We start from the raw sequence: 5,648 nt of genomic DNA on the forward strand, positions 1-5,648 counted from the left end.
TCACCGCGCTGTTCATGCCGCTCACGCTGATCACCGGCATCTTCGGCATGAACTTCGACCGCATGCCATGGCTGCGCGAGCCCCAGGGCTTCTGGTGGTCGCTGGGGCTGATGGGAGCGGTGGTGGTGGTACTGGCCGCGGTCTGGGCGCTGGGGCGCCGGCTGGAGCAAAGCTAGCCGATGCCCGCCGAAGCTGGCGCTTCGGGTATTTCAGGTACGTCTTAGGTACTGGGCTTGGTATCGAGCGCGCGCGACAACGTGTCGAGAAAGCGCTTGGCCGGCTGGTAGCCGATCGCGCGGACCGGCCGCTCGCGCCCGTCGGCGCCATACAGGATGATGCCCGGGGGGCCGAACAGGCCGAAGCGCTTGAGCAGCGCGCGGTCATCGGCGTTGTTCCGGGTGACATCCGCCTGCAGCATCACGACCTCGGACAGCCGCGCCCGCACACGCTCATCGGTAAATGTGAAGCGCTCCATCTCCTTGCAGCTCACGCACCAGTCCGCATAAAAATCGAGCAGCACCGGCTTGCCGGCGGCTGCGGCCTGCGCCACGCGTGCATCGAGCTCCGCAATCGAGCGCACGCGCTCGAACCGCACGTCGGAAGTGCCGCCGGCCGCCGCCTCCGGCGCCAAGCGCGCGGCGCTCAGGTGTGCCAGCGGCTGCAGGGGATCCCGGCCGCCGGATGCCAGCCCGACCAGGAGGATGGCGCCTGCCAGCGCCGCCAGCAGGCCCAGGCCCTTGCCTACCCTGGCCAGCCCATGCGCATCGGGGCCGAGTGAATCGAAGGCGCTGAGGAAGACCGCGCCGACCAGCAGCAGCGCAGCCCAGCCCGCCATCAGCGCCCACGCAGGCAACACCGGGCTCACCATCCAGAGCGCCACGCCCAGCAGCAGGAAGCCAAAGAAGCGCTTGGTCGTCTCCATCCAGCGTCCGGCGCGCGGCAGCAGGTTGCCCGCCCCCACGCCCACCAGCACCAGCGGCACGCCCATGCCGAGCGCCATGGCAAACAACGCGCCGCCGCCGACCACGGCATCGCCGGTGCGCGCGATATAGGCCAGCGCGCCGGCCAGTGGCGCCGTCACGCATGGCCCGACGATCAGCGCGGAGATCGCGCCCATGGCTGCGGCACCAGCAAGCTGCCCGCCCTGGCGGCGGTTGGACGATGCCGTCAGCCGGGTCTGCCAGTGCTGCGGCAGCTGCAGCTCATAGAGACCGAACATGGACAGCGACAGCGCCACCATCAGCAGCGCAAAGGCAACCAGCATCCACGGCGCCTGCAGCGCCGCTGAGAGGCCCTCACCAAGCAGCCCCGCCGCCACGCCGATCCCCGTGTAGACCACTGCCATGCCGAGCACATAGGACAGCGATACCAGCAAGGCGCGCTTGCGCGTAACGTGCTCGCCCACCACGATCGACGACAGGATGGGCACCATCGGCAACACGCATGGCGTGAAGGTCAGCAGCAGGCCCAGGCCGAAGAACAGCGCGGCGATCACGCCAAGGTTGCGGCTGGCCAGGGCGCCGGCGATGCGGTCGTTCTCATCGGCTGTGGGGGCCGGCAGGGCGGGGGAGAGGCCGGCTGCATCGCCGCTTGCTGCGGCCGGGCTGTTGCCGATGCTGCTGGAATCCGCCGGTACCCGCTTGCCGAACAGTCCGTCAAGCGCACCACCGCCGACCTTGAACACGCTTTCCTGCGGCGGATAGCACAGGCCTTTGTCGGCACAGCCCTGGGAAGTCACCACCAGCGACCATTTGCCGTCGGCCGGGGCAGACTCCACCGGTACGCGGATGGTCAGCCCGCCGTGATAGGTTTCCATCTCCTTGCCGAACGTCTCGTCGAACTTGACCTTGCCGGGCGGGAACACCGGCGCACCCAGCTTGACGGACGCAGGCTGCGCCGCAAAGGCAAAGCGATCGCGGTAGAGGTAATAGCCATCCGCCACGTCGAAGCGAACCTCGATCGTCTTCGCATCGACCTGATGGGCAGCAAACCGGAAGGCCTGTTCCGGCGGCAAGAAGTCGTCGGMGGCGGCATGCGCCATGCCGCCGAGGCACAGCCAGAGTGAGGCCAGCAGCATGATTAGCAGCCGCACTGCGGCACTATGCCGCACGGCTTGCCCAGCCCCCCAACCGTCCGAGGCGCTCGCGCCCGCACCGAAACTCATGCCCTGCCTTTGAAATGTCATTCGTCGTATCCGCATTGCGCTCGCATCATAGCGCCGGTCCCCGGGGCGCAGTGCTGTATTGCCAGCATCAGTGTAAGTCGGCGCAGCGGCCGCCATCCTTACGCACTGTCGCCTTCGTCTGTGGCCGTTCGGGTTTCGTGCGCCACCCAGGCCAGATAAGGCGCGAATCCCGCAACCAGCGGCATCGCGACGATCTCAGGCACCTCGTAGGGGTGCGCGAGCCGAATCGCGGCTTCCAGCGCGGCGTAACGCTCCTGGGTGGTCTTGATCATCAGCGGCCACTCGCGTGCGCTTTCGATCTCACCTTGCCACCAATACTCGGACTCGCACGGCGCCAGCCGGTTCACGCATGCCGCCAACCTCGACTCCAGCACGGCCCTAGCAACACGCCCTGCGGACTCGGCGTCCGGCAGCGATGTCATCACCAATATTGCTTCGCTCATCAGATCGTCCTCCCAGGCCACAGGCTGCCCGGCGGCCAGACTCCGGCGTAGCGGCCCCGGAAAACAAAAGAGCCAGGCATATAGCCTGGCTCGATTGTAAGCGGTGTCCGCGCGGCTCGCCGCGACCAAAAGTCGCAAGCGGGCCGGGACGGGACGGGATCAACCTTATTCGCCTGCTTCTTCAGCCGGCGCTTCGGTGATTTCCGGGCGGTCAACCAGTTCGACCAGCGCCATCGGCGCATTGTCGCCCTGACGGAAACCGAACTTCAGGATACGGGTGTAGCCACCCGGACGCGCGTTGTAACGCGGGCCGAGTTCGTTGAACAGCTTGGTGACCATGTCGCGGTCGCGCAGACGGGCGAAAGCCAGGCGGCGGTTGGCAACGGTGTCCTTCTTGGCCAGCGTGATCAGGGGCTCGACAACCTTGCGCAGTTCCTTGGCCTTGGGCAGGGTGGTCTTGATCAGCTCGTGCTGGAACAGCGAGTTGGACATGTTGCGCAGCATCGCGAGGCGGTGCGACGAGGTGCGGTTCAGTTTCCGCAAACCATGACGGTGACGCATGATGATTCCTTTATTGCAATGTTTGACCAGCTCTTCTATCGCTTGGCCGGAGCAATCTCCGGTTCGGCGCGGGCCGGTAGTCTATTAAGGCAGCCGGCACATGCCGGTCGCCGCGATGACCTGGCGCGGCGGCTGGACAAGCCCGCCACCGCGCCCGGCTATTACTTCTCCAGCCCTGCGGGCGGCCAGTTCTCGAGCTTCATGCCGAGGGTCAGGCCGCGCGAAGCCAGCACTTCCTTGATTTCGTTGAGCGACTTGCGACCCAGGTTCGGGGTCTTGAGCAGCTCATTCTCGGTGCGCTGGATCAGGTCGCCGATGTAGTAAATGTTTTCGGCCTTCAGGCAGTTGGCCGAACGCACGGTCAGCTCCAGGTCGTCGACCGGACGCAGCAGGATCGGATCGATCTGCGGCGTACGGCTCGAAGCGGCTTCCGCCGACGACTCGGTGCCTTCCAGCGCGGCGAACACCGACAGCTGGTCGACCAGGATGCGCGCCGATTGACGAATCGCTTCTTCGGGCGAAATCACGCCGTCGGTTTCGATGTTCATCACCAGCTTGTCGAGGTCGGTACGCTGTTCCACACGAGCCGATTCGACTGCGTACGAAACGCGGCGCACCGGCGAGAACGAAGCGTCCAGCACGATGCGGCCAATGACCTTGCCTGCTTCGTCGCCGAACTTACGCACGTTGCCCGGCACATAACCACGGCCTTGTTCGACCTTGATCTGCATATCGAGCTTGCCACCGGCCGACAGGTGAGCGATCACGTGGCCGGGGTTGATGATCTCGACATCGTGGGGCAGCTCGATATCCGCGGCCGTCACAACGCCTTCGCCTTCCTTGCGCAGCGAGACCGTGACTTCGTCGCGGTTGTGCAGTTTGAAGACCACACCCTTCAGATTCAGCAGCAGGTTGACTACGTCTTCCTGCACGCCATCGATGGTGGAGTACTCATGGACCACCCCAGCGATCGTGACTTCGGTCGGGGCATAACCGACCATCGACGACAGCAGCACGCGACGCAGGGCGTTACCGAGCGTATGGCCATAGCCACGCTCGAACGGCTCCATCACGACCTTCGCGTGATGGTCGCCGAGCGGCTCCACGGCAATAATTTTAGGCTTGAGTAGTGCTGTTTGCATTAGGTTGTCCTTTTCAATACCCTCGGCTCGTTACACCGATAAGGCTGACGTTTGGAACCTGAAAATCCCATCGCACGATGGGCAATAAGCCCGACGCGCGGCAGCGCGTCGGGCTGAATGTKAAGCTTGGCGGGAAACGCAAGCCTCTGGCCGTTCGATGGTGTCGGTCAGAATTCGAGTGATTAACGCGAATACAATTCGACGATCAGGCTTTCGTTGATGTCACCCGAGATATCGGCGCGATCCGGCACTTGCTTGAAGGTGCCTTCGAACTTCTTCGCGTCCACGGCAACCCATGCCGGGAAACCCGATTGCTCAGCCAGCGACAGCGCTTCGGCGATACGGACTTGCTTCTTCGACTGCTCGCGGATGGTGATGACGTCACCAGCCTTGACTTGCGCCGACGGCACGTTCAGGGCTTGACCGTTCAGCAGGATCGCCTTGTGCGACACCAGCTGGCGCGCTTCAGCGCGGGTCGAGCCAAAGCCCATGCGGTACACGACGTTGTCCAGGCGCGATTCCAGCAGTTGCAGCAGCTTCTCGCCGGTGTTGCCCTTGCGGCGGTCGGCTTCAGCGAAGTAGCGGCGGAACTGGCGCTCGAGCACGCCATAGATACGCTTGACCTTCTGCTTTTCGCGCAGTTGGTTGCCGTAGTCGGAGGTGCGTGCACCCGAGGTGCGGCCGTGCTGGCCCGGCTTGCTGTCCAGCTTGCACTTGTCTGCAAGCGAGCGGCGTGCGCTCTTCAGGAACAGGTCGGTACCTTCACGGCGGGAGAGTTTGGCCTTCGGGCCGATATAACGTGCCACTTTATCTTCCTTCCTGATCGATCGCGGCGCCTTGATTGACGCGCCGCGAGTCCGCCTTCTCCGTCCGTTCGAGGGACGCGTGAGTGGCAGACGGTGGGCTTATCCAGCGCATTCCCATAAGGGCACGCGCAAAAGCATTTGACTGACTACTTGCACCAGGCGACAGACCAGCAGGCCAAGCGCCAGACACAAAATCGCAAAACGAAAACCTGCTGCATAGCATATGCAGCAGGTCAACGTGCGATGTTACCACACCGGGCAGAGGGCGAGGAAGACCTCACCCGCGGCCCGGGTATCACACCGGCGCTTAGATCCGACGACGCTTGGGCGGACGGCAGCCGTTGTGCGGCACTGGCGTCACGTCTTCGATAATCGAGATCTTGATGCCGAGCGCGTTCAACGCGCGCACAGCCGATTCACGGCCAGGGCCGGGGCCCTTGATGCGCACGTCCAGGTTCTTGATACCCTGGTCTTGCGCCACGCGGCCGGCGTTCTCTGCAGCAACCTGAGC

Annotated in this window: 7 protein-coding genes; 1 reads left to right on the forward strand and 6 read right to left on the reverse strand. The window is 64.4% G+C overall.

The features are described 5' to 3' along the window. Positions 1-176: CorA family divalent cation transporter (locus AC1DS3_RS34385; protein ID WP_477128935.1), on the forward strand; the 176-nt coding region annotated here is incomplete at its 5' end. A 44-nt stretch (positions 177-220) separates the two neighbouring features. On the opposite strand, the gene dsbD is transcribed toward AC1DS3_RS34385, so the two are convergent. From dsbD to AC1DS3_RS34415, 6 genes are all read right to left on the reverse strand, one after another. Continuing rightward, positions 221-2,077 (reverse strand): protein-disulfide reductase DsbD, encoded by a 1,857-nt coding sequence (gene dsbD / locus AC1DS3_RS34390; protein ID WP_477128933.1) that lies wholly within the window; start codon positions 2,075-2,077, stop codon positions 221-223. Positions 2,078-2,283: 206 nt separating this feature from the next. Continuing rightward, a complete protein-coding gene (cutA, locus tag AC1DS3_RS34395; protein ID WP_441637904.1) occupies positions 2,284-2,628 on the reverse strand; it encodes a divalent-cation tolerance protein CutA in 345 nt (114 codons plus the stop codon). A gap of 165 nt (positions 2,629-2,793) precedes the next feature. After that, positions 2,794-3,189, reverse strand: a complete 396-nt coding sequence (gene rplQ / locus AC1DS3_RS34400; RefSeq protein ID WP_006160427.1) for a 50S ribosomal protein L17 — start codon at positions 3,187-3,189, stop codon at positions 2,794-2,796. 161 nt (positions 3,190-3,350) lie between these two features. Next, on the reverse strand, positions 3,351-4,331 hold the full coding sequence (locus AC1DS3_RS34405; RefSeq protein WP_006160428.1) for a DNA-directed RNA polymerase subunit alpha: 981 nt from the start codon (positions 4,329-4,331) through the stop codon (positions 3,351-3,353). 182 nt (positions 4,332-4,513) lie between these two features. Further along, positions 4,514-5,137 carry a 30S ribosomal protein S4 gene (rpsD, locus tag AC1DS3_RS34410; protein WP_006160429.1) on the reverse strand — a complete coding sequence of 208 codons (624 nt, stop codon included), beginning with the start codon at positions 5,135-5,137 and terminating at the stop codon, positions 4,514-4,516. Between the two features lie 307 nt (positions 5,138-5,444). Then, a partial coding sequence (locus AC1DS3_RS34415; RefSeq protein ID WP_477128934.1) for a small ribosomal subunit protein uS11 occupies positions 5,445-5,648 on the reverse strand: 204 nt, incomplete at its 5' end.

The organism is Cupriavidus sp. 01L46 (assembly GCF_056399905.1).